The sequence below is a fragment of the Indolivaga macrotermitis genome (genome assembly GCF_900128985.1).
Lineage (GTDB): Bacteria > Bacteroidota > Bacteroidia > Bacteroidales > Dysgonomonadaceae > Dysgonomonas_A > Dysgonomonas_A macrotermitis.
The window spans coordinates 105,048-129,220 of record NZ_FQUC01000002.1; the positions used below are offsets into that span (position 1 = coordinate 105,048).

11 protein-coding genes are annotated in these 24,173 nt (G+C 39.9%); 2 read left to right on the forward strand and 9 right to left on the reverse strand.

Annotation, left to right across the window (positions count from 1 at the left end):
• Nucleotides 1–59 precede the first annotated feature (59 nt).
• From BUC12_RS03620 to BUC12_RS03660, 9 genes are all read right to left on the reverse strand, one after another.
• On the reverse strand, nt 60–2,084 hold the full coding sequence (locus BUC12_RS03620) for an aceric acid hydrolase (RefSeq protein WP_394333924.1): 2,025 nt from the start codon (nt 2,082–2,084) through the stop codon (nt 60–62).
• Between the two features lie 15 nt (nt 2,085–2,099).
• Nucleotides 2,100–4,775, reverse strand: a complete 2,676-nt coding sequence (locus BUC12_RS03625) for a glycoside hydrolase family 78 protein (protein ID WP_062176805.1) — start codon at nt 4,773–4,775, stop codon at nt 2,100–2,102.
• Nucleotides 4,776–4,782: 7 nt separating this feature from the next.
• Nucleotides 4,783–8,103: an MGH1-like glycoside hydrolase domain-containing protein gene (locus tag BUC12_RS03630; RefSeq protein ID WP_062176803.1), complete on the reverse strand. Its 3,321-nt coding sequence runs from the start codon at nt 8,101–8,103 to the stop codon at nt 4,783–4,785.
• Between the two features lie 2 nt (nt 8,104–8,105).
• Nucleotides 8,106–9,032, reverse strand: coding sequence for a glycoside hydrolase family 43 protein (locus BUC12_RS03635; protein WP_394333925.1), 927 nt, complete (start codon nt 9,030–9,032; stop codon nt 8,106–8,108).
• Nucleotides 9,033–9,078: 46 nt separating this feature from the next.
• On the reverse strand, nt 9,079–12,216 hold the full coding sequence (locus BUC12_RS03640) for a DUF6298 domain-containing protein (RefSeq protein ID WP_062176797.1): 3,138 nt from the start codon (nt 12,214–12,216) through the stop codon (nt 9,079–9,081).
• 52 nt (nt 12,217–12,268) lie between these two features.
• A complete protein-coding gene (locus BUC12_RS03645) occupies nt 12,269–12,916 on the reverse strand; it encodes a DUF3826 domain-containing protein (RefSeq protein ID WP_070808545.1) in 648 nt (215 codons plus the stop codon).
• 89 nt (nt 12,917–13,005) lie between these two features.
• Entirely contained in the window at nt 13,006–14,697 is a 1,692-nt protein-coding gene (locus tag BUC12_RS03650; RefSeq protein ID WP_062176795.1) for a hypothetical protein, read from the reverse strand.
• A 127-nt stretch (nt 14,698–14,824) separates the two neighbouring features.
• Nucleotides 14,825–16,816: a RagB/SusD family nutrient uptake outer membrane protein gene (locus tag BUC12_RS03655; RefSeq protein WP_062176792.1), complete on the reverse strand. Its 1,992-nt coding sequence runs from the start codon at nt 16,814–16,816 to the stop codon at nt 14,825–14,827.
• Between the two features lie 23 nt (nt 16,817–16,839).
• Entirely contained in the window at nt 16,840–20,190 is a 3,351-nt protein-coding gene (locus BUC12_RS03660) for a SusC/RagA family TonB-linked outer membrane protein (protein ID WP_244893469.1), read from the reverse strand.
• A gap of 359 nt (nt 20,191–20,549) precedes the next feature.
• On the opposite strand from BUC12_RS03660, the gene BUC12_RS03665 reads away from it, so the two are divergent.
• A complete protein-coding gene (locus tag BUC12_RS03665) occupies nt 20,550–21,533 on the forward strand; it encodes a GntR family transcriptional regulator (RefSeq protein WP_062176789.1) in 984 nt (327 codons plus the stop codon).
• Between the two features lie 38 nt (nt 21,534–21,571).
• Nucleotides 21,572–24,172, forward strand: a complete 2,601-nt coding sequence (locus BUC12_RS03670; protein ID WP_062176785.1) for a glycoside hydrolase family 2 — start codon at nt 21,572–21,574, stop codon at nt 24,170–24,172.
• Nucleotide 24,173 lies beyond the last annotated feature (1 nt).

The following is a 24,173-nucleotide window of genomic DNA, read 5'->3' on the forward strand; positions in this document are numbered from 1 at the left end:
CGTTTTCAACTACTCATTCACATTAATAAGAAATTGGTTTGTATATATATCGTAGAAAATCAATAACCTCCCAGTTTCAACCACACTGACATATCATAATTTCCACGGTTATTCCATGCATAATAAGGTATCAGGGAAATATTTATATCCTGCATGCCGGATTTAACTTCATGGTACAGTCTATTATTCCAATCCGTACTTTGTTTCTTTTTAGCGATTCCTTCTAAAGCTACAACTTTGGAACCTTCCATATAAATAGGCTTTGGCTTAAGTTGAATATTAGCAGGAATTACGACATCGTAAATAGAAGTATTGGCAGGCAAATCTATCGATTCCAAACAATAAACCATGGGTCCGTACATTACAGCTGTTTGATTACGGGTTTCTTCTACCAACGGATTTGATTCTACCAAACGGGCGTGCAAAGGCATATCCAATACAATTTCGTCTCCTTTTTTCCAAGTTCCTTTTATCTCGGCATATGTACCGGATGTAATCTTAGTATCAGATTGTTTTCCATTGATCAAAATGCTCGCACCTTTTGCCCATTCGGGAATTCTCAGGAAAAAGGAATAGGCCTTTTCCGGAGCTTTGTCTATAATCAGTTTTATAGTACCATCCCAAGGATAATCCGTATCTTGAATAAGGCTTATTTCATTCCCGTCAGTTGTTTTTGTATTTAGCGTATTACTTCCATAAATATTACAATACAACCCCTTATCTGATACAGCATAAGCATAACTGTTAGCTTCTGCGATAGTACGAACTGTATTGGGCGGACAACAGAAACAAGTTATGTATTCTTGTCTGAAATTACCCCAACGTAAATTGTAAGGAAAATCAGCTGTTTGGCTCAAAGGGTTTGTATAAAGATATTTCTTTCCATCCAGACTAATTCCCGATAAAATACTATTGTAATAAGTCAGTTCCATTATATCCGCATACTTGGAATCGCCCGACAACTGTAGCATCCTGAAATTCCAAAGCATATTTCCGATATTGGCACATGTCTCATTATGTGCTGTTTCCTGAGGCAGTTGATATGCCCGTCCATACGATTGGTGCACTTTTTGTATACTGTCGGGCTCATAAGCTGTACCATCAGGAGATGTTCCGTCATACAAGGCTCCACATCCTCCTGTAATATACATTTTCCGGTAAGTAACATCGTCCCATATCGGATTCAGGCAATCCAGTAATGTTTTATCACCTGTTTCCAGATATACATCAGCTACACCTGCATACAAATAATTGGCACGCACGGCATGCCCCATTGCTGTTTTCTGTTCACGGAAAGGGATCCGATCCTGATTATCGTCCGTTCCATTCTCTACCATTCCCCTGATATCTATAAGGCTTTTAGACAATTCCAGATATTTGGGGTCACGGGTAGTACGGTACATCTCCACCACTCCCATATAATGAGAAGGGCAAATAGCACTACGTGCCAGTTCATTGGTTGCAGTTTTATAGAAATTATACAGAAAATCGGTCGTTTTAATAGCGATATCGAGCAAAGACCTTTTTCCTGTAGCACGAAAATGTACACATCCGGCAGTCATTAAATGTCCCATATTATAGGTCTCGAAATGAAGACGTTCTTCGAATCCTTTTTTAGCTCCGGGATTGTTCATATCGGCAACGATGGTTGCAGTATGGATATATCCGTCCTCACGTTGCGACAAACGGATAGTTTCGATAAACTTGTCCATCAACTGGTCCAGTTCGGGATCTTTGGTGATAGCATAAACCGCAGCTACACCTTCGAGCCATTTATACATATCGCCATCAAAGAATGGAGGGTCTTTGTGTTCACCTTTTTCAAAACCTGCCGCAATCTCAAAGTTGCGGTATGCATGGCTTAATTCCGGATCATCAAAGATTCGCCACATATTAATCAACATTGTATCTTTACAGACATCGAACCGTTCCGCCCAAAAACCTTTCGTCCATGATACATCATTCAGATTTAAGTTATGCATCTTTGCATAAGGGCTTTTCATAGTATTAGTTAACCCGCTTGATTGAGAGTTTACCGAGATAACAAAACTCCCGATTAATAATAAGGCTAATATATTTTTTATCTTCATACCAATAATTTATAGTTTACACTCAAAGTCGTGCTTGCCTGAGCTTACTGTTCTTTTACTTCCATCAGGCAAGATTACATTTGCTCTGGTATTTCCGGGGACTTCTACCGATAAGAGAAATTTTCCATTCTCTCGTTTCCAGTCAACTACGATCTTACCGTACAATGTCTCATGAGATGTTTTTAGCCACTTAAGGTCTCCAACTGGCTGGGGCTGAATATTAAACTCCTTAAACCCGTCTTTTACAGGCTCTATCCCTGCCAGACTTCTGAAAAACCATTCATCGATCTGCCCCATCATAAAGTGATTCCACGAAGCGCCTTTTCGGGGATCCCATTGTTCAGTCAGGGTCGTAACACCGTATTTTACCTGAAACCCATAGCCCGGTGCATCCGTATGATTGTGCATCAGATACATCAGTTCATTCTCTCCGTTCAGAGCCAATACCTGAAAAAGATAACGGTTGCCGACGTCGCCTGTTGTCAGGCGATTACCATGTTTACGTATATCAGCTTTCAGGTTTTCCATCACAGCCTGTTTGTATTCCGGTTCCACCAATCCCATATATATAGCAACGGCATTACAGAACTGGCTTCCCGTACCGTATTGCTTTGTTTCTTTATTAAAAAACTTTGTATTGAAAGCATTCCGTATATGATTTGCCAGTGCACGGTATTTCTTTTCATCACCCGATTTACCTAACATCTTTGCTGCTTCCGCAACAAGATGTGCAGCATAATAGTAATGTGCAGTTGCCGAAACTTCAACCGGACTATTCTTCGAAAAACCAGCCCGATGTTCACCATAATCATACCAATCGCCTAACCCATGGGATACGATATAACCGGTCGAACGAGAGGTCATATGATTCACATACCCTTTCATCACATCGAAATAATTTTTTATCAATGAATCATCGCCATAAAATTTGTAATACAGCCATGGATCAATAATAGCAGCAATCCCCCATTCGGGCGAATCGTGAAAAACATCGAGGCTCTCATCAAATACAACATACTGAGGTACGATTGTCGGGATAAAACCTCCCGCATCCTGGGCATCTCTGATATCCTGCATGATTTTAGGATAGAATTGTGTCATATCCCAGTTATAAAGAAGACCGGGGCCATTCAGGTGTGTTTCTTCGAGCCATCCTAATTTTTCGCGGTGAGGACAGTCTGTAAATACAGAGTGCATATTGCTTCTTACTGCATTTTTTATAATCTCATGAGCTTTATTGAATATCTCATTCGAACATTCGAAATGCCCTCTCTCGGGTGTCGAGTTATAAACGAAATGAGATTTAATATCTAATACAACAGGCCTGTCGGATTCGGTTGTCAGCATATCCGCTCCATCAACTTGTATATATTGAAAGCCATAATAGGTAAACTCCGGATGCCATTCTTCAATTCCTTCACCTTTCAGCGTATATGAATAGGTATGAGGCCCTCCCGACTGTTTTTGCGAAACTTTACCTGTTTCCGGATTGAGGAGCTCCCCCACCGTGAGTTTTATTGTCTGGCCTTTTTTGCCCTTTACTTTTATGGCCGGATACCCCGACAAATTCTGTTTCATATCCAACACATATGAAGTGTCTATCTTTGACATGGTAACAGCACCATATTCTTTCATTTTCCGCACGCTTGTAATTTGCTGCGGACGCAATGTTCCCTTAGGTGCCCCTTGCATAACTACCGGACTCCAGTTAGAATCACTGAAATCGGACTTGTTCCAATTCTTTTGTTCTAAACGGGCATCGTAGTCTTCCCCTCCGTAGATATCGTTAAACGTAATAGGACTTAATGCATATTTCCACGACTCATCCGAAACTATTGTATCGGAAGTCCCGTCTTTATAATAAATGTGCATTTCCAAAAACAAAGTGGGTGGGCCGAAAGATATCCACAATTTACGATACCGATTCCCCATCGCATTATAGAAGCCGTTACCTAAAACTACCCCTATTGCATTGTTACCTTTTTCTAGTAATGTATCTACCTGATAAGTATTGTAGTAAACTGTCTTATCATAATCGCTCCAGACAGGAGTAAACACATCTTTACTTACTTTTTCTCCATTAATAGATAAATTGTAGTGTCCAAGTCCGGAAACATGTACAATAGCTTTGTCTATTTCTTTCGGGGTATTAAATGATTTCCGCAGCATTATACTTTTCAATGCTAACGGATTGACTCTATCGAAAACGTCTTTATTTTCTTTATTCTTGAAGGATGGCCCGTGAAAGTCGCGTCTCCCTATAGGAAGATTAGAATCTTCGCGTGTTATCGCACCTATCCATTTTGCTTTGGTTTGAGATAAGTCAGGAGCCATATCGAAGTAAGAAGAAGCCTCGTCTGTACCGTTACCTTTCATATTCCAGACTTTCACCGTCCAGTCATACCGTTTTCCCTTTTCCAAAGGTTTTCCCGTATAAGGGACTAGTTGGCTTTGACCGGAAGCCTTCTTCCCTGAATTCCAAATCGTTTTACCATTTTGCAGAACTTCTATCTGATAGAAAGCCTGGTACTCTCCATCTGCTGCCAATTTCCATCCGAAGCGGGGAGTAAGATTTTCAACATTCAGTGGCTCATGCCGCATTTCACAATAAAGATTTTGAATCTTCACGGGAAATGCGACCGTCGCACACAATAGTAAGCATATACTTGCTATTAGTTTTTTCATACTTGTATTAGATATTATAAACTAATCTTTCGAGTTTATTTGATTTAGCTACAACTTTGCCATCCAGTAAGATATAAAAACCCTGTCCTCTCTTGTATTTTTCGCCGGTTTTATCCCAAACAACAGTAACAGTTTTTCCCTTATACGGAACATTATCAAGACAGAACCAATCCCATTTATCCTGAGGAACAAGTGGGTTTACCTCCAATACATTATCAAGTCTGGGTTTTAAACCTATCAATCCCGAAATAATCAAATCATTAAAAGTCGAATGATTATAATAACGGCTACGCTCCTGATCTCCTTTTAGCCAGTATCCGGTGACTTCATCCAAATATTCACCTATATAAGGTCTTCCGCGATGATGTTGACTTTCGACATACAACTCCATGTGGTGGAAATATACGCTGTCGTTTACTACATTTTGTTTGTAATTATTCAGTAAATTAGCCATAGCTGTCAACGTCTGCGATGTAGCAAAAGGCCATATAGCACCGTCCCATTCACATTTGCAACAGCCATGCGTACGGAACTCAGGATGGCGACGTTCGGCTGTAGTCAAACCATAAGGAGCAGAAAAACCTCCTTCGTCCTTCACTTGTCCCCATGCCTGCGCATAATTGGCTTTGTCATCCGGCAGATTGAAATACCATGGAAGATATCCGATAGCCTCACGTACCAAAGCAAACTCTCCGGGCTTTCTCAATGTCTCGAAAAAGAGACTATCATTATTCCAGAGTTGGTTTTGAACGAGAGTTTTTATTTCCAAGGCTTTTTCGTCGTATTTCTTCGCTGTGTTTTCATCTCCTTTTACACGGGCAATTGCGGCCAGAGCTTTCGCATTTCCGTACATATAAGAATTAATTGTCGGACGGGCATATTGTTTGCGGCGTCCACCACTGATAGTTTCTTCCATACCGTCCTGCACATCTCCCTGCCAATACAATCCGCTTGGCAAACGATGGTCTCCTTCCCATAATGCATATTCTTTTTCCAGATCGGGGAACATATCCAACAAATAATTCTTATCGCCATCAACAAGGTATTTATTGTAAAGAGCATTTGCTGTCCAACTACTGAAGTTTCGCAATTTCTTCATCGGTTGCCCTTCATTTCCCCTGAACCATACATGTACATACTGATTCAGATACTCAGGATTCCGCAACCAGCGGCTTTCATATATATGGTGTCCCAGAGCGCAGGATATAAGATTGTATTTATCTGCATAAGTCCGGTTAACCAGAAACTCGGTCATAACATAACCGGCAGGTGTTTCCTTGATATGTTTCCTGAGCGACCACCAACGGTAATAGAACATTTCTTCGAAGTTCTCCTGCGGACATTCAAATAATGGAATATTAGCTTTCATCCATTCCCATGACTGAGAATTAGGAATTGCCTGTGCAATATTTTCGTCTTCCATTGTGTTGAAATAATCAACATAATGTTTGAAATTATCCACATCTAAGATTGCCGATTTTTTAGAAGAATCGGATGTTTTCAGATAAGAAATATAATACTCGGCACGGGGTTCGTCTGTCCCTGTATCAGGCATATCCGTAAACCGGTCGGCCGGCGTATTAGGTGTAGGTTCGATTGGTAAATCTCCTGTACGAAACACCACTCTGGTGATAGATTCTACCGGATTGAAAAATAGTCTTGCAGGTATATTTTTGTCATTGATCTTCATAGTCAGGCTACGTGTTGCGGTAGTAAGGGATACCGAAATATCATAGACTTTTCCTGCCTCATACGGAGTCAATGTATTATAACGTGAACCTGTTTTCAGTTTCATCAGACCGTCATTATCAAATATAATGCGTGTACAAGCCTCTCCTTTGGAATTCTGAAATTCGATCTGCAAATTTCCTTTATCATTCTGAGCCGGTAATACAGCGAAAGATGCATCTAATGTTTTAGATTCGGGAACTATTCTTTCCGCTTTGGCGTAATCGAAATAATCCCAGTCTTTCAACGATAGCCAGCGTTTTCCATCATTCCATTTTTCAATTTTCACAGGAGCCCATAGGGGACTATATATATTCCAGACATCCAATTCACGGCCTTCAGGCATCGTGTCAAAGGTTTCATCAGCGTGACTTATTGCTTTGTCTGTAATAGGAACAGGAACACGGGCCACCCACATATCTTCCTTATTCATACTGTAAGTCACCCACATATCGCCATTGGGCGGAGTTCCGTTATTCTCCTGAATACCTCTTACATACTGGGGGCCTCTCGATTTGTAATTTCCGCCATAACGCATAGGAGTAAGATCTCCATGCACCAGATAAAGTGTATTATAATTCAATCCGTCTTCGCTGGTAGATACAGCCAACGGCCAACGGAACTCCGAAGGATTATAAACAGTCGCGTATTTACCATCCGAAGTCTTTTGTCCCCATATCTTAGCGTTGCTATTTACAAATCCGGGAGCACGGTATGCATTTTCGGGCCAAGTTTTTCCCCCGTCCTGACTGATCGCCGTAAGTGCATGTTTCCACAATGCTGCGATACGTCCATCTGGTAAAGTATAATAACTGAATGCCTTATACGGTTTTTTCAGCGGAATAAGCGGATCGTTGCGGTCTGCCTCTTCGACCCATTGCATCATATACAATGGATTGGATAACAGCTCGTCACAAGCTTCAATAAACCCTTTGTCTTTACTCTTTTTATAGAATTTATAATCTGTATTCTTCTCATTGAAATTATGACTGTAACGGATAAAATAAATATCTCCGAAAGAACCGTCTTTTTTGATTTCGCGCACAACACGCCCTATTCCGTTGCCATCATTGGGATCGTCTTTCATATCCAGACAAACTCCATAGTAACTCATAGCCAACAGACGTCCTTTAGCAGATGTAAAGAAGCCTACTCTTTGGTGTGTGATAGCATATAAATCTTTTGCCACTCCCTCATAATCGGGCTTGGTATATCCATCGGGAACTTTATATTTCGGAAAGAGCGGTAGCGGTTTAGACCAGTTATAACCATCTTTCGATGTTTGCAGCATAGTTTGCCCGGGGGGCACGTGCTCGCCCACAGGCGCATTCAAATATTCGAGATAAAATGTGCCGTTCCAATATGCCAGCATGGGAGCATGATTGTATGTCCATCCCAAACCGTCGCTACCCTCTCTGTCCGGATGCTCGCGGCTTGCCCTCAATGTCTGAATATTATGGGTACCGACCGCAGGACTTAATTGCCCATGATGGTAATCAACATTCGATAATGTTTTCCCTGTATAATGTACTCCATCCTGAGCCTGTAATTGCAACAAGCTAAAAATACAGAATGAAGAAAGTAAAATCGCTTTTTTCATAATTAGTTATTGGCTTTAGCTGAGATAAGTCCTTTTAGAATGCTTTCTTTAGCTTTAAAAATTGTTCCGTGCTTATGTCCTTCGGGTACGGATATTTTATCGTTCACATCGGTAAATGTTTTGAAATCTTTGGTAGATACGGCATCGTATGATTTCTTTTCGTAAGCATCGAAGTAGATCAGCCATTCGTCTCCGACTTTTACAACCGAAGGACCTTCGGTGAAATTAACTGTAAACTTCTCTGTCGGATTTTGGTATGGCCCGGTTGCTGATTTTCCGAAGGCAGCGTGCATATTTCGTTCGGGACGAGTATTATCCTTGAATACCAGAACATAGTCGGCAGGGGCCTTTTTCACAATAATGGCATCGATAGAACTGTAACCCGGATCATATAATAATTCTGCCTTGGTAAAATCTTTGAAGTCTTTTGTCTTCGTGTAATACAGGCGATGGTTATTGTATTCGTCTTCTATACCTTTCTCAAATTTGAAGGGAATAGTAGAAGACCATACAACGACGAAATCTTTGTTCTCATCATCATAAAAAAGTTCGGGAGCCCACACATTTACAGTCGTTGTATCAAAAGCCATCACGGGAATGTACTGTTGAGGAGACCAGTTAACCAAATCTTTGGAAGACGCGTATCCAAATCCGGGATCGCCTTTCCAGCTGCAAGTCCATACAAGATGGAAAGTTCCATCGGGACCTGCAACAATACTGGGATCGCGCATTACCTTTTGGATACCTGTTTCAGGTTTCAGAAATACACCGGGGATACTGTCCCATTTATAACCGTCGTAGCTATAAAGAAACCTCAACCCATCTGTCGCAGGCTCTCTGAAAGAAGTAAACATATATACTTCTTTATCCTCAGTCGTGGTTACATCCCTACTGTTTTTTTCTTTTTTATTCGTGTTACATGCCAACATCATAAGCCCTATCAGCATGAATAAAAATGTTTTTCTCATATGGTTTTTATTTTTTCACCAGCCAGGCTACACTTGCCTGCCCTGTAGGACTTGTCAGTTTTATAGTATTATTGCCTTTTATTTGTTGTTTAGCCTTAATTACCTCTCCTGATTGGGGATTAATCCAAAACAAGTCAAACTTCGATTTTGCATTTAGATTCAAGTCTATGTTTCCGGTTTCGGCATAAATGATATAACCTCGATCCGGATTGCCAAGTACATATTGATTTTCTGTATTCAATTCAGTGAGGACAGACATAGAAGATGCCTGTTGTAAAAAAGCGTCGTCTTTGATAGCAGGTAAACACGCCAGCGAACCACCTGCCATAAAGGAAGCCCAAGCCTGTGAAGGATATGTATCGGCATAATAAACAACAGCTTTTTCAGGATATTTGGTTCGGTACTCATTAACGGCTCTGTAAACGGACGCAAAAGAATGCTTGCCTGTTTTTGTCAAACGCGCATGTTGACGGGGTGCCAGGTTTTGCCCTCCTTTTGGTTCATAAGTCGTATTATCATCTCTATAAAACCAATAACGAATATCTATTATATCTACAATTGCAGAACGGACAGGGTCAGCCAAAATCGCATCCTGTACATCTTTGGTTGTACTAAGCGCTATCAATTGTTTTTCACCTGTTTCTTTTTCCCATTCGGCAATAACATCCAACCAAAATTCAACAAAATGCAGAGGACCAGTATACTCGGCGCTTATCAGTTGGATAACACCATTTTGTCCCCTAAAATTATCCAAACATTGACGAATATATTTCCGATGAAGTTCTCTTCTCACCGGATGGTTTATATCGTAAAACTGCTCAGCTAAGAATATCCGTTTGTCCCCTGCATATGGAGCCGGTTCCGGAAAACCTGTATTGTTAATGTTATTCGCCGGACGCCACGGACTGTCAGCCCAGTGCGCTCCCGCCTCAATGATATTATGTTGAAAATAGTTCTGGTGCATCAAAATTAAACCTTCCCGGTCTGCTACTTCTACAAACCTGTGAAGGCGCCTCCAATACCAATCGTTATATTTTGTCAGGTCATATTTGCTCAATCCATCATAAGCAGTACCCTCTCCGCTACGGGCAAAAGGTTGCTCATAGAAAGGAGCCCATACATCACCATTGATACGTCGGATACGTTCATGGTCGTCCCTCCGGCGTTCGTACCACAAGCCATAGTTATGATCTAATACTGCAATGTTATTCCGTTTCATTATTACAGCAACAGAGTCAATATCGTCTGTTAAGCCTGTTCCTGTTCTTCCCGGTACAAAACGTGTCACATGCGGTGATGCCGATTTGTTTAAATATGCAGGTTGAACAGTACCGTTCCACCACTGGATAGTATGTTTCAAACCTGTTTGTACTTCATTTCCTCTTACCAGCCATCCGTTTTTTATCATTAACGGAGAAGTTTTAGCTGCAGGTTTGTATATCTGCTTCAATACTTTGGTATTGCCTTCCTTATAAAGGAGAGATTCGTCAAAAGAAACAGGTATATTATTGCCAGCCTGAAGTTTGTCAATCCATTCAAATAGGGTCAGAGCTGGAGTATACGCCTCTTTTGTCAATTGCATAGCAACCTCTATCGGGGGAGAACTGGAGGCCTCTCCGCTGAAAGGTAATAAATTCGCCCTATCCGTATATTCGTTTCCTAACCGTTCTGTTAATTGCTGATAGTACAAACTTCTGGGTTGGATATGATTGTTGCTTTCGTTCCAATATCCATTTCCCGAAAATTCCGACCAAGATCCGATAGCCCAGTTTTGTGCAGTTGGCGGTGCAAAATTTTCAATCAGAGAAGCCGAACACTGCCAGAACACACTATTGGCTGCCGTCCATCCGGCACCCTGCCCTTCCTGCATCCTGTTTTTATAGCTTAAAGCGTTACCGTCTATATTCACAACATCGAATAATACACCCGATGCCCAACTGTCGATAGCGCCGCTAAAGCTATATGGCAGTCCCGAATAACATTGTACAAAGGCATTCGGCCCTGCTGCACAAAATCCGACCGCAAAATCGTGATAACCTTGTTCTGCATATAATCTTTGAAACAGGCATTGTTGCCCCATTGTGAAGAATGTATACCGACGTTGTCCTCCAATTTCGGATACGGGTTCCTGCGATTTACAATTTTCGACTGTAATACGTTTCGATGTTTCGAGGATCATTACTGCTGAACCTGCAAAATGCTTGAAATTTGTATTCCTCACCCAGGCATCCGATGTATTTTCAATAGTAATAGCCATCCACGAATGTGCTTCATCTTTCAGGTTAAGTTTATCATATTCCGATACCAGTGTCAAATTCTCAACACCAATATTAGAAATACGCCCGTCCCAAAAATAAGGGACGATATATCCGCCGCCATATTGAGCATCCAATGCTGTCGTAATAGGGGCGTCGATTGTTATTTTATTGTTATTGACGGATGTTATAGTCCTGTCCCAATAAATGTTATGTTCATCCGCTTTCCAGCCCAAAGCTGTTATACCTCCACCAAAATGTACTGTACCAAGCTTATCGATCCATTCTTTAGTAGAAGGTCTTTTTATTAATATTTTATCTCCTGTTTTTAAGTTGTGATTTGCCGGTAATGTAACGGACATAGAGTTTACCGGAACATAAGTATCATTAACTGGAATAGCCTCTTTTATAACTCTGTCATTCTCTCCCAATATACGTATCAATGTACGACGATCTTTACCCGTTGCAGTCAGCCTTGTTCCCTTATCACTTGTTCCACTTCCTCTTAGAATAACTCCCGAATTTCGAATTAGCAAACTTCCCGATACTTTATATTCTCCGCTTTGTAGTAATACCGTACCTCTGAATCCGTTTGTATCGGGGTTCAACGAACCAACGTAATTCAACGCTTTTTGAATTGCTTCTGTTGCATCCCCGTTCGTAAGGGGTACAACAACCTTTACTTCAACATTCGGGATAGGTTTTTCTCCTGCCATATATCCTGCATATGAGAAATCAGGAATACGGTTTCCCAAACTATCAGGTTGATAAGAAAGCTTTCCTTCCTTAAACTGAATAGGAGGAATCGGAGTGGGAACATTCTTTTTTTGGGAAAAAGTATTTGTTCCTGTTAAAAGAAAAATAAGAAAACAAACGGATATTTTTTTCATAGCGCTTAAGTTATATATACTATATCAAACAATCAAAAAACGAATGAATGTATTATAGTGTACCACCCGCAGCTTTAACTCTTTCTTCCCACGCCGCACGCTCTTTTTGTATATCGTATCCTTGTTTTGACAGATAATTATTAATTCGTCCTTTATATTTACCGAACCAGCCATGTTTATCTTTCGACGACGATGCACTCATCGCATGCTCACGAGCCTCAACCAACCATGCATACAACTGTCGCTTCTCAAAGTCTTTTAATGAAGGAACCATATCGCAATACGATTTATAGGTAACCATAAGCACCCCATAAGTCATGCCATCTTTCACCTGATCAATTTGCTCATTTGTCAGGTCTGCCGATAAATTCCCTAAAAATGCACACTGTGCATTATATAATTGAGTCATTTTCTCATTAGACAAAGCTTGAGATGCTTCTTCTAATTTTGCTTTATCTGCTATTTTCCCTTTAGCTGCTTTGATGTTATTATCATATCCATCATTTATTTCACCTAAAGCTTTATATTGATTTACCAGAGTTTCTATAACCCTGTTATATTTTTCCGAATCAGTGATACCTAGTGTCTTTACAATTTTATCTGCTCTACCTGTCAGTACTTTTGTATATTCTGCATCATTCTGAGAGAAGGCAGACATACAAATGAAAAAACCTGCTATAATACTTAATAAACTTTTCATATTTTTCTCCTTGACATATTTTCTAAAAATGATTAACGGTACACGGTTAAATCATGCACCGTCAATCATAGAAACTAATCTAAAAATGCTCAAAACAAACTTTTCTTACCTGTTAATGTGTCGTAATTATTATCAGGATTTGTCCAATCTACTTTTTTTGTAGGATCAATCCCATTAATATATTTTTCGATGTTAGTGTAACCATCTCCATTCATATCTTTGACAGCATCTGACGGGTCATTTGGATTTAATCCGTATTTAACTTCCCATGCATCAGGTATTCCATCACCATCACTGTCTTTATATGGAGTTCCTTTATATTCGGGATATCCTCCTACCTGAGATATATCGGTAATGACACCGTGTTTATACGAATCGGCAGGCAGACGGCGATGTTTAAACTGATAAAAGCTATTAGGATCAAGCCCTTTTTCATAATAAACATTTCCGGTTTTCACCTGTTCGATAACGCGTTGGTCTACTATATCACGTTTAGGGAATGTAGCACCTACATTATCCATCACAAAATTATATGCTTCTTGGGCCGACATTATAGGGAATGGATTCTGAATAGGGAAAGGCTTATCCCATTTCATGTTTTCAGTATATCCTTCGGTATCTTTCTGTTCTTGTACCTGAATACCTCCTGCCCAGTTATCTTTTGTAACTTCAGGAAAACCTTCCATAATATTACCATTAGCATATACACGCCCGAAAACATAATAACCTAATTTGCTACGTCCCGATTCCGGTTTTAATATTCTATGTCCTACGGGCGAATCTTTCGGAGTGAGTGGACCCGGTTTATAGTAATTGTTGATAATATTATAAAGGGCTGTATAGTCACCTCCATCCACAGAGCGGTGTACCCAGTTATAAATTACATTATTCACGAAGTTGAAAACTCCGTTCCAGCCAATAGAAGGATTACGTCCTGCATTATTAGCCCAAAGGTTACGCATAAAAGTACAATTTTCGCCACCAAGAGTACTACCAAACGCATGATTATAAGTATCCAGTGCCTGAGAAGATATTGTATTCTGGATAGTAACATTTACAGTGCCCAATTTCAGGTGTTTTGATCCATCTCCCGGATCGAACATATGGCGATAGAAAGAAATGTTTTCGTCCAATCCCCAACTTGTCGAGCAGTGGTCTATCATAACATTTCCTATCGGATTCCCTCCAAAAGAGTCATCGCGGCGACCTACATTAGTCTCTCCACGACGGAAACGCATATGTCGCACAACGATATCATGTGTATCTGCCCAAATGGTTTCTCCGGCAATACATATTCCATCTCCCGGAGCTGTTTGTCCTGCAATAGTAATATAGGGCGCACGGATAATAACCGGCGTTTTTAATCTGATTATTCCCGCAACATTAAATACAATAATACGGGCTCCTCCTTGTTCACAAGCTTCACGGAAACTTCCGGGGCCACTATCGTTCAGGTTTGTCACAACTATAACTTTTCCGCCACGACCTCCGAAACTATAAGCACCACCACCCTGAGCACCCGGAAATGCAGGAATATCTGCCTGAGGTAAATCGGTAGGACGAGCAGCCCAAGGAATATAAGGTTTCCCTTCTTTAGCCTCTTTCTGTATAATCGGCAATGCTTTTTCCCAGGCTATGTCAGAAAGACGTTGATTTTCTTTCATCATTTCGTCCGTTGCCTTTTTTACATCATCAGGAACCTGAGGATACTGGGCATAAACTAATGTTGTAGACGCACACATTAGCAAAGTAACACATGGAATAAATAAATTCTTTTTCATTATTAAATATTTATGATATACCCTGTGGTCTAAAGATCTCAAAGTATTGTTTTACTACTTTTTAGTTTGAGATTGTTTCAAACTTCTGCGGAATCAAATCCGCAGAAGTTCATTATGTTATAGTTTTTTATTCCTGATATCTGGATGTTCCGTCTGCACTGTTAGCATCCAACCAACCAATGGTTTGAGTTAACCATGTATTTTGCGAAAGCGCTGTTCTGTCAAGACCATATATATAATAGCGTTGACGCCATAAAATATTAACAGGTTCATTGTTATAGTTATCCATCGCAACCTCAGGTTCAACTAAAACAAAATGATCTTGATAAAACTGAGCCAGAGTTTTCAAATCCGCATCAAAGGTACCGGCATCAGGGTTTACTGCTGTAGGACGTATGCTCAATAAAGGATCATCTCCTGATGTTGTACTTACATTGTATTGCAGATAATGTCCTGTCCGGCATGTACTGTTAAGAGGAGTCACGCCCAATTTAGCACATGTATTGTTTGCGCTTACAATTGCAGTACTATTATCGTCATTATAAAGCATCCAGCGTTGAATATCAAACCAACGTTTTCCCTCATAAGCCAATTCGACTTGTCTCTCATATAAGCAAGCTCTTAGAGCATCGTATTTATTAGAGAATGTACCGAGCCCATAATTCGCCGAACCTTCAGGGATACCAACACGTTTACGAATACGTTTCAAATAAGCCAAACTGTTAACTTTATCATCTTTAGCAGCATAACACTCTGCAATATTCAATAATAATTCAGCATAGCGGTATTCCATTATATCTGTTGTTGAATATTTGAAATCGGCATTATCCGCTTTCGGATCTGACATCTTACGTACAAACGCCGGACTATTTACTCCTGTATTTCCATCACTGTAACTAAAGCTGCCATTATCACCCCAACGATATGCCCAAACTTCATCTTCTGTTCCTTTATAATCCCACTTGCTTCCGGAGAATGCAAATGTACGGTAGAAACGGGGATCGCGGTTCAGGAAGAATTTGAATTCATCATAACCTGAAGTCGGATCATCGGGGCGTTTTCCGTCTTTCATCGGGAATAGGTCTATCATTTCTTTAGGAGCCTTCAAGCCTCCGCTTCCGCCTTGGCTTAGCAAACGAATACTGTTTTCCCAGCCATTATTTTCCGCCGCACTTGTATTTGACGATAATAATTTAACCATAATTGCTTCTTTACAGAAAGTAGCACCTTGGTCTATCAAAAACATCTCGCCCCAAGCCTTAGCATTATTTCCAGGATTATCTTCTCCATATAAACCATATTCGGTACCAAGAGCCTCTTCTGCTTCTTTTCCTGCGGCCAAAGCAGCAGCCCAACGTTCGTTGTTTGGATTGTCCCAGTCTTTATTGAAAAGAGGACTAGCATAAGTAAGTAAAACACGGCTCTTCATCGCCAAAGCAGCAGCTTTCGAAAAACGTCCGCGATTAGCTGCATCCCAAGTCATCGGCAATAAGCTGGCAGCTGCATCCAAATCTGCAATAATCTGTTTCACAACTTCAGAAACAGAAGCCCTTGGGTGTTTGATCGACTCATCGATAGACGAAGCTATTTCTACCTCGGTCACAATAGGTACCTCACCATACATTCGCATCAAATCGAAATATTGTACTCCCCGTAAGAAATACATCTGCCCTTTGGCAAGGTCTTTTGCGCTCGTTGTTACAGTGCTTCCTGCTAATTCGTCTACCCTTTCCAGTAAGAAATTGCAATTCCTTATTTTTGTATAGGTATAATTATTTGTACCGCTGGTTATTGCGCCTCCAAAATAATTAGGACATTCGTCTGTTTTGGTTTTTTCCATTTTAGGATTGAGCAAATCAGTTATGCCACCCTTTTCCTCTGTCCATGAAGTACGGTCTTCCCAAAGTCCTACTATATTCTTACCGGGGCTATTATATCCATAATAAAAGTCATAATATATTCTATCGACATACCAACCAATAGTCTGATCGGTCAAGAAAACTGTTTTTTCATCAAATTTACCATACTGCTTCTTATCTTCGAGAAAGGTATCACTACACCCGCTAAATAAGATAAGGCCGCTTAGTAATGTTGCACATAATATTTTAGTTGTTCTCATGTTCTATTCTTTGTTAGCGATTCTTAAAAAGTTAGATTTACTCCTAATGACCAAGTTCTCAATGTAGGATACATAGATTTTGAGCTATCATACATATTCCGGTATTTTTTAGGATACGGATTATAGAAATCCCAAAGGTTTGTTCCTGTCAGACTTAACTTGGCAGATTCTATTCTCAAATTTTTAATCCACTCTCTAGGTAAAGTATAGCCTACACTCATATTTCTGATATAACAACGGAAAGTACTTACAGTCCAGAAATCGGATTGAGCAAGCTGGTTTACATCGCTATATCCTATATTAGGATATTTTCCGTTAGGGTTTAATTCTTCATCAAACATATCAGACCAGTAAGATTCGGGAGACCAAATCATCTGATTACTACTGGTCAGCAATTTATAGTTATCGATTGTACGCACCCCACCCCATGATGTGGAAATTAGAGCACTAAAACTGATTCCTTTCCACGATGCACCTATCTTTGTATTAAAACCATAAGTTTTGTCGTTATTCTTTAACTTAGCTAAATCTTCTTTATCTGCAATTTGTCCGTTTGGAGCAGCCAAATTACCATCGGCATCTAAAGCTCCGCTAATATCCTGATAAGCTAACATACCCGGTTTTAAACCCGATTTGTCTGAAATATTAAAAAATTTCGGTGTAGATCCTGCAGCCGTTGCATTCTCTGTCAGATAATTCCAGTACGCATCGATATCCGCCTGATTACGTAAAATACCGTCACCTGTAGATGTTCCACGCCATACTTTATATCCCCATACAGGCATAAATGTTGAAGATCCTACCCGAAGAGTATTAGCTGAAGGATAACTAGGTGGAAGATCAGGCCATTCCTTTACTTTACTTCCGCTAAATCCAAAATCAACTCCAACATTATAGTTTACAGGTCCTACCTTATCACGCCAATTGATAGATATTTCTGTACCATAAGCATCGATTCTACCGAAGTTTTCTTCAGCATACGAGCCTCCCACTGTGATAGGAACACCTATGATAGAAGCCATTTGTTGATTAAGGATATCATCATTGATATCATAGTAATAATCTATACCTGCGCTCAAACGTCCGTCAAGGAATCTCATATCCAAACCGACGTTCCACTTATCAGTTTTGTCCCAATGGGCGCTACGGTTGGGCACTTTATCCGGAGTAATACCGTTACCAAGTGTTCCTCCGGCAGTACCAAATTGAAATCCTTTGTCTGTGTTATTTGTATATTGTTGTATCCACGCCCAAGCTTTGATATTGTCTTTACCTGTGCGCCCCCATGAAGCTCTTAATTTCAAATAATCAAACCAACGGCTTAAGTTGGCACTTTCTTTAAACCAAGGTTCTTCAGAAATAATCCAACCTGCTGAAATACCTGGAAAGAATCCCCAATAATTTTCAGGAGCAAACTTGGTAGACGCATCCGAACGGAACATAAACTGAGCCATATAACGGCCTTCGTAATTATAATTTACACGTCCTAAATAAGAAAGAGACCCTGATTCGCTTCTATAATGATAGCTGTTGGAAGATAGTGTACCTGCAGTAGCATTAGTTCCTAAGTACGGAATACTTGGATTTTCGTATAATTGTCTGTCGCTTATCCATTCTGAGTCTGTACGCTCTATAGAAAACATAGCAGATACGTCATGTTTTCCGAATGTACGGTCATAGTTTACATAAAAGTTCATTTGACGATTGCTGTTTACTACGTCATCATAAACTATACGCGATTGCTTGTCATTTAATTTAAATGCATAATCGTCAACACTGGTCCACGCACTATAAAGGTGTTTGTTTTCCTTTGTCATCTTACTACCCAAGAATGCAAGAGTAAAAGGTAATTGATTTTGTTCAGCTTTATGATTGCTTCGCATTGTAGCGTAAGAAGCCTTTACACTTAATCCTTTGACAAAAGGAATTTCGTACGACAAAGAGAAATTGGCTGAATAACCGAAATCTTTATTCTCTTGCATCGAACCATCTTCCATTATACTGAAATAGTTCCATGATGCAACCTGATTATTAGATGTGGCATTCCCTGAAGATGCATGAGAGCCTAATGCCGGAGACGTAAAATAGGTATTACCATCATCCAAAGTCACTTCCCACGGAATATATTGAGGCATATGCAGTAACAGGTTATAATCGCCCTGCTCACCGGCATTCTGTCCATAAGCAGCGATAGAACTACCATTCTTTGTAAAGGATTTTTCCTGTGAAGTCTGATTTGCAGATACCGAAGCAGTAAATTTCAGATTAGAGGCTAATTTAATTTCTGATCCGGCACGGAACGTCCATTTTTCATAATCCTGTTTTCCTAAGTTAGCACCTTGTGTAAAGTAACTACCTCCCGCAAAATAAGTAGCCCGGTCCGACCCTCCGTTTACATTTATAGAGTGAGTCATTGTAGTTGCAGAAGACCATGCTTTATCTAACCAATCATAGTTAAGCCCTTTCATCTCTTCCAGTTCAGTCTGGCTGAATAACTTATCTACTTCGCCAGCTTTAACCTTACCAGCTGCAACCAATGCACTGTTTGACCAAACGCCATAATCATAAGCATTTAGAGTTTTAGAATGACCTACAGCATCATTATAACCAAATTTACCGGAATAACTAACTCTGGGAACACCGGGTTGACCGCGCTTAGTCTTAACCAATATAGCTCCTTGAGAAGCACGTGTTCCATAAATTGCCGCACTGGCATCACGTAACACTGTAATACTTTCTACTTCCGAAGCATCCAAGAGATTAAATTGTTCCAATGTTGGCTGTCCTGTATTAGGGTCAATTTGCATAACATCATCAATAATGATAAGAGGAATAGATGTTCCTCCATCTTTAGAGTATGAAAATGATTGACGGACACTCAAACTTGCTGCATCTCCGGGACGTGAACTACCACCGGTTACCGATAGTCCGTTGATTTGTCCTGCTAAAGCCTCGGCTAAATTCGAAACAGGTAATTCTTCGATAGTACTGGCTGATATCTGGGTAATAGCTCCGGTTACGTTTTTCAATTTTTGAGTACCGTAACCTACTACCACTACTTCATCCAGACTCTGAGTATCTTCTACTAATGTAATAAGAACAGTAGATTTACCTCCAACCTTTACACTCTGGGACAAATACCCGAGGTAAGAAACATGAAGTGTGGCATCCGATGGTACCGACAATGTAAATTTTCCGTCTAAATCTGATATAGTTCCCGTAGTGCCGCTTTTGACAGAAGCTCCTACGATGGGCTCTCCGGATTCATCTGTCACAGTACCTTTTACGTTCAATTGTTGCGCGTATATAGCAGGAGCAAATACTACACAACAAAAAAGCAACATGATTGCTTTCGCGTAAAGGTTCTTAGACAAAATCTTTGCGTGTTTGTACAAATTTGAATAAGTGTCTCTCATGATTTTAATTATTAAATAAATACCTACATTTTTAAGGATACATTAATTGTTTTTTCATAAAAAAAAGATTCCTAGATGTTCAAAAGGAAGGATAGTGATATAAAAACTAAAGTTTCAATCATTCAAACTATCCTGTCCTGTGCTAATTGCGACAAAACTATTAAAAAAAATAGTTAAGAAGGGAAAATAAATTAATGTTTAATAACATATTCACTAATAATTTGTAGATAATAAAAAAATTCCTTTCTTTGTTAGTCAGGATAGTTCAGGATAGATCACTTATGGTCTGTTGCAGGACTTCAATAAAAAGTAAATGTATGATTGTTGAATTTGATCAAAACAAGAGTAAGGTTAGACAGGTGGCAGATGCTATACGCACAGCCATTTCTAACGGAGAGTTTAAGGAAGGGGATATTCTTCCCTCGATTAATAAAATAAGCAGTAGGTATAGTATAGCACGGGATACGGTATATAAAGCTTTTCAGGACTTAAAAGAAAAGGGAATTATCGAATCTGCCCCGACTAAAGGATACTTTGTGTCTAATACGGTAAATAACATCTTCGTACTATTAGATATTTTCAGTCCTTACAAAGAAGATTTATATAAAGAATTAACAGCTAATCTGCCGCTCAATTATAAATTAGATTTATACTTTCATCATTACAACAAAAGGTCGTTCAATAATATTATACTGGATAGTCTGGGCCGGTATGATATGTATTTGATTACAAATCTGCAAAACGATGTTTACTCGGAAGTATTGGACAGACTGGATAATAGTAAAGTATTATTATTAGACTTAGGTAAATTCAAGAAAGATAAATTCTCTTATGTTTGCCAGGGTTTTGATACTACACTATATGATTGTCTGACATCAGCTTTAGATAAATTTAAAAAATACAAAGAAGTTTGCTTCGTTTTCAATTCAAAATCGGAGCATCCAAAAAGTTGTATTCCATACTTTGAGAAATTTTGTAATGACAATAACTTAAAATATAATATAATCACACGTGACCTGAGCCCTTTTGATATTACACCCGAAACAGCTTATCTCGTTGCCCGTCATATCGACATGATACAAATAGTAAAAACATGTAGATTACAGAATTACGAGTTAGGAAAGGATGTAGGACTAGTGACTCTAAATGATGCACCTATGCTTGAGGTAATAGAAAACGGCATCACCTGCATCTCCACAGATTTCAAAGAAATGGGAAAAGTTGCTGCTGAATATATTAAAACAATAAGTAAGGTTCAAACTTATATACCTACAAAACTTATACTAAGAGGTTCTCTTTGATATGTAAAGATGTTCCTTAAATATAATGCCTGAAAATCATGAAACGCATATTTTTATTTGTCTTTTTCATTTGTGTGTGCGTCTACAGCACGCAAGTTGTAAGTGCGAACAATTATCAGCCGGACTTTTCTGTTGCCGGATTTTTTGACCTCAAAAACTCCGGACGTGAAGTATACAACTTTAATGTCGGATGGCGGTTTCACAGAGGAAATGTACAAGGCGCTGAAAAAATAGATTTCGACGATTCCGGATGGGATGTTGTCTCTACACCGCATACTGTACAGCTAATGCCGGCCGAAGCAAGTGGAGGCCGCAATTATCAGGGAATCGCTTGGTACAGAAAACATTTCACATTAAGCGAATCGTTGAAAGATAAACAGATTAATATTTATTTCGAAGCTGCAATGGGCAGGTCTATCGTCTATCTGAACGGTAAGAAAATAACTGAACATTTAGGCGGATATTTACCTTTCAGCATTAGTTTGACGGAACACGGTATTAACCCCGGCGACAAATGTCTGATTGCTGTTGTTGTCGATAATTCAAATGACAAAAGTTATCCTCCGGGAAAACCTCAAACAACGCTCGATTTTGCATATCACGGAGGCATATACCGTGATGTATGGATGATAGCCACATCTAATGTTCACATTACAGATCCTAATAAAGAGAACAAAACAGCCGGAGGCGGAGTATTTGTCCAATATGGAGAAATAAGCAAGAAAAAAGCGGAAATTATCATTTCGACAGATGTTGTCAATTCTTCCAATAATTCACAAACACTTATTGTTGAAAATATAATAACCGATAAAAACGGTAAAGCACTAAAGACCGTAAAAAACAATCTTCAATTAAAGCCAAACGAATCGAAACAAACACAGCAGAAAATAGCCCTCGACAATCCTGTTCTATGGTATCCTGACGCTCCCTATTTATACAATGTAGAAACCCGTATTTTAGCCAAAAACGGGAATCCGTTGGATGGAGGCATTACCCGGATCGGAATCCGCAAAGTAGAATTCAGAGGAACGGATGGTCTTTGGCTGAACGGAGAACCTGCCGATAAACTGATCGGAGGAAATCGTCATCAGGATTTTGCTTATGTGGGGAATGCAGTACCTAACAGTCAGCATTGGAAAGATGCCAGGAAGTTGAGAGATGCAGGATGCCGTGTAGTCCGTGTGGCTCACTATCCTCAAGATCCATCCTTTATGGATGCTTGTGATGAATTAGGCATATTCGTTATCGTGGCGACTCCCGGATGGCAATTCTGGAATAAAGATCCCCAATTTGCAGAACTGATATATGATGATATTCGCAATATGATCCGTCGCGACCGCAATCATCCCAGTGTATTGATGTGGGAACCTATATTAAATGAAACATCTTTTCCTTTAGAGTTTTCATTAAAAGCCCGGCAAATAACTCATGATGAGTATCCGGGTTCGTTTTGTGTGGCTGATAATCATTCGAAAGGTGTAGCCGATAATTATGAAGTAGTCTACGGATGGCCCAAAGATGTCGGAAACTTCAAGCAATGTATTTTTACCCGTGAATTCGGGGAGAATGTTGACGATTGGTATGCTCATAATACCAACAACCGGGCTTCGCGCAGTTGGGGCGAAAATGCATTATTAATTCAATCTCTACAATTGGCTAAAGCATACAATGAGATGTATCCCGAGAGCCGCCAGTTTATAGGCGGTGCGTTGTGGCATCCTTTCGATCATCAGCGTGGATACCATCCCGATCCGTATTGGGGGGGAATAATGGACGCGTTCCGTCAGCCTAAATATTCCTATTATATGTTTAAAAGTCAGGTGCCGGCAAATTTACAGCACCCATTGATGGAAACAGGGCCAATGGTTTTTATTGCCCATGAGATTTCCCCGTTTTCAAGTCCGGATGTAACTGTATTCACCAATTGCGATGAAGTCCGCCTGATTGTTTATGGCAAAGATACACTTACGCAAAAAGTACCGAGAGAAAAATACGGAATGCCTAATCCTCCCGTGACTTTCAAGGATGTGTATTATTTCAATGAAATGCGGGTATATCCGTATGTAGAGAAGCAATGGCAGAAAGTGTCATTTGTGGCGGAAGGACTGATAGACGGCAAAGTAGTATGCAGTACCAAGAAAATGCCCTCGCGAAGATCTACCAAGCTTCGCTTGTCAATAGATAATACAGGACAACAGTTAATAGCCGACGGTTCGGATTTTATACCTGTGATCTGTGAAGTAACAGATGACGAGGGTAATGTCAAAAGATTAGCTAAAGAACGTATATTCTTTACTATAGAAGGACAAGGCGAGATAATCGGAGATGAAATAATCGGGGCAAATCCAAGAGATGTCGAGTTTGGTTCTGCTCCCGTGCTTATCCGTTCGACTATTATCCCCGGAAGAATAAAAGTAAAAGCCCGTGTACTTTTCGAAGGAGAACACGCTCCTATTCCGGCTTCTATCGAATTTGAGAGTATAGCTCCAAAACAGACATTGGTATATTCCGAGAAACCGCAGGTGAATCAATCAACTGCATATACAAGTTCTTACAAAAGACAGTTGAGTGAAGAAGAAAAACAAAAAATTCTGAATGAAGTGGAAATTCAACAAACCGAATTCGGAGAAAAGAAATAAG

Bases quoted from the DNA above. Each gene is read 5' to 3' on its own strand.
- BUC12_RS03645 (WP_070808545.1), bottom strand. From the start codon at position 12,916: ATGAAAAGTTTATTAAGTATTATAGCAGGTTTTTTCATTTGTATGTCT.
- BUC12_RS03670 (WP_062176785.1), top strand. From the start codon at position 21,572: ATGAAACGCATATTTTTATTTGTCTTTTTCATTTGTGTGTGCGTCTAC.
- BUC12_RS03665 (WP_062176789.1), top strand. From the start codon at position 20,550: ATGATTGTTGAATTTGATCAAAACAAGAGTAAGGTTAGACAGGTGGCA.
- BUC12_RS03650 (WP_062176795.1), bottom strand. From the start codon at position 14,697: ATGAAAAAGAATTTATTTATTCCATGTGTTACTTTGCTAATGTGTGCG.
- BUC12_RS03655 (WP_062176792.1), bottom strand. From the start codon at position 16,816: ATGAGAACAACTAAAATATTATGTGCAACATTACTAAGCGGCCTTATC.
- BUC12_RS03640 (WP_062176797.1), bottom strand. From the start codon at position 12,216: ATGAAAAAAATATCCGTTTGTTTTCTTATTTTTCTTTTAACAGGAACA.
- BUC12_RS03630 (WP_062176803.1), bottom strand. From the start codon at position 8,103: ATGAAAAAAGCGATTTTACTTTCTTCATTCTGTATTTTTAGCTTGTTG.
- BUC12_RS03635 (WP_394333925.1), bottom strand. From the start codon at position 9,032: ATGTTGGCATGTAACACGAATAAAAAAGAAAAAAACAGTAGGGATGTA.
- BUC12_RS03625 (WP_062176805.1), bottom strand. From the start codon at position 4,775: ATGAAAAAACTAATAGCAAGTATATGCTTACTATTGTGTGCGACGGTC.